Annotated in this window: 3 protein-coding genes; all 3 read right to left on the reverse strand. The window is 34.7% G+C overall.

Annotated features, from left to right (window positions below):
- Positions 1-103: 103 nt before the first annotated feature.
- The 3 genes from BM212_RS12175 to BM212_RS12185 are packed head-to-tail and all read right to left on the reverse strand — an operon-like array spanning position 104 to position 2,354.
- Positions 104-1,048 (reverse strand): phosphoglycerate dehydrogenase, encoded by a 945-nt coding sequence (locus BM212_RS12175; protein ID WP_091898800.1) that lies wholly within the window; start codon positions 1,046-1,048, stop codon positions 104-106.
- Positions 1,049-1,080: 32 nt separating this feature from the next.
- The gene (locus BM212_RS12180) at positions 1,081-1,923 is read right to left on the reverse strand and encodes a PTS system mannose/fructose/sorbose family transporter subunit IID (RefSeq protein ID WP_072695202.1); all 843 of its coding nucleotides are present in this window, start codon (positions 1,921-1,923) and stop codon (positions 1,081-1,083) included.
- Positions 1,920-2,354, reverse strand: a complete 435-nt coding sequence (locus BM212_RS12185; protein WP_342714081.1) for a PTS sugar transporter subunit IIC — start codon at positions 2,352-2,354, stop codon at positions 1,920-1,922. The genes BM212_RS12180 and BM212_RS12185 overlap by 4 nt, the downstream gene beginning before the upstream one ends.
- Positions 2,355-2,449: the final 95 nt, after the last annotated feature.

Genomic DNA, 2,449 nt, shown 5'->3' on the forward strand with positions numbered 1-2,449 from the left:
CAACCATACTTATATTTTTCTATATAAGTATACAAAAATAGACCATATAGAGGGCACTTTTTTTAGTGTCCATTCTATAGGGTCCATTTTATATTTATCGAGGTCATTTTTTATCGCCACCTACTAAAAGTTTTTCCATTACAATACTAGTTGCCAAGTGACAAGTCCGTTGTTCGGATTCTTCAGTTCTTGAAGCAGTATGAGGTGTCAAAATAAATTGATCTAACTTTAGTAATTCTATATTTTCTACTGGAGGCTCCTGGCTAAATACGTCAAACATAGCAGAACGAATTATACCGTTCTTTAACGCATTTAATAGGGCTTCTTCATTAACGACTCCACCTCGTGCACTATTGACTAAACAGGCAGTAGATTTCATTTTTTTAAGCTCGTAACCTGAAATTAAATTTTTAGTAGAAGAATTTAGCGGAACATGTAAGGAAAGATAGTCACTATCTTGAAGAATTTCATCATAGGATACTTCTTTAACCTTACTTTCTTCTTTAATTTTTTTATCAATTTCTATCACATCATATACAAGTACTTCCATACCTAATCCACTGACTTGCTTTGCAAGGCGTTGACCAATTGCTCCAAATCCTATTATTCCCAATGTTTTCCCTTTTAATTCTCTTCCCGTCTCTTTTATCCAGTTTCCTTCCTTTACTTGTTTAGCTGAAGAAAAAAGATTTTTTGCATCCATGAACATTAATGAAAGAACATGTTCCGCAACTGCATTTGTATTTGTGCCAAGTGTTTTTCCTATAAAAATATTTTTTTCAGCAGCATATTCAAGATCAATATTGTCGGTTCCTACCCCAAACTTACAAATCACTTTTAGATTTGGACATGCATCTAAAAAGTCTTTATCTATTGTATCCACTCCAACAATTAGTCCATCTGCATCTTTTGATTTCTCTAGTAACACGTCAGCTGAATAAGGCAAACCTGTCTGATTGAAATCCACATCAATCCCATTTGCATCAAACTGTTTTAAAGCTTTTTCTCCATAATTTGCAAAACCTCTCGGAGTAATAACAACTTTCATCTAATCAATTTCCTCCTTTTGTGTTTTTGTAACTAAATAACACCAATTAATGTGAGTAGAATTGCAAACACCATTACAAATAGAATAATCTGCAAGTATTTAGGTCCTTTTTTTATAATGAAGTAATAAATACCCATTACTAAGGCAAATGGCAATAAATTAGGAATCATATTGTCTATTAGTTCTTGCACCTGTATGGTTTCTGCTTCACTGGAATAACTTAAAATCGTTTCAAATTTAACGTAAGCAGCTGACAAACATCCAATCATAAATAAGCCAACAATACTTGCAATATCGATAACCTTTTTAATTGCTCCAGATTGAAGGATCGACAGAACTGAGTTTTTACCAAGGTTATATCCTCTATTAAATAGGAACCAAGAAAATCCATAAGCCCAAGCCATATAAATAAGTGAAGGGACAAAAGCAGCAACAATTGAGCCATTCAATGCCATTGGAACAAAAATAGCCAGTGGAATGGTCATTACAATTCCTTGATCCACACTATCTCCAATGCCGGCTAAAGGCCCCATCAAACCAATTTTTAATGACTCCATCATTTCTTCACTAACGTCTTTATTCCCACTTGCTCGCTGTTCTTCCAAGGATATGATTATTCCATGAATTACACTTCCCCAGTCCGCATTAGTGTTAAACATACGAGCATGACGTCTCATGGCTTGCTGTAATTCTTCTGGTTGATCTTTGTACACTTTTCTCAAGATTTTATTGATAGAATAACAAAATCCCAATGCCTGCATGCGATCGAAACTCACCGGTACCTCTACCACTAGACACCATCTCAACCAAGCAATAAATAAATCAAATTTCGTTATTTTTTTCGAATCAGTTTGTACTTCTGCCTTTGATCTCAAGCGATTCCCTCCTCATCTGAATGTTGCTTAAATAAAGAGACTATCATTGCTAGTGATAATGCAAAAACTGCTCCTGTCAGCATAGAGAAACCTGCTATTGAATAAGCAAAGAACCCTAGAACAAAAAATGGTAAATAATGTCGTTTCCCCATAACCACTAACGTTAAACCAAATCCTAATGCTGGTAGCATAGCCCCTGCATTAGACAGACCATTCATGATCCATTCTGGTATAAAATCAATAAAAGCCTGTACGACATTTGCTCCAAAAAGTGTTGCTATAAATACTGGTGTAAAATATAAAACACCATTCGTTAACCATGGTAGTAAAAAGGTATATAAAGAAACTTTGTCGTATTTTTCTTGTTCAATCATTGTATCGGAACGACTATTGAAAAAAGTATTAATCGTTCTTCGGACATTATTGATCAGTTGATTATTACGCGCTTATAGACCCGCCTATTCGCAAGAATGAGTCTCTCAATATCCATTACAAGTCCACTTGTTCGTGCTTAGAGTCCACTAAA

Source organism: Marinilactibacillus piezotolerans, assembly GCF_900114235.1.
Lineage (GTDB): Bacteria > Bacillota > Bacilli > Lactobacillales > Carnobacteriaceae_A > Marinilactibacillus > Marinilactibacillus piezotolerans.

Bases quoted from the DNA above. Each gene is read 5' to 3' on its own strand.
- BM212_RS12175 (WP_091898800.1), bottom strand. From the start codon at position 1,048: ATGAAAGTTGTTATTACTCCGAGAGGTTTTGCAAATTATGGAGAAAAA.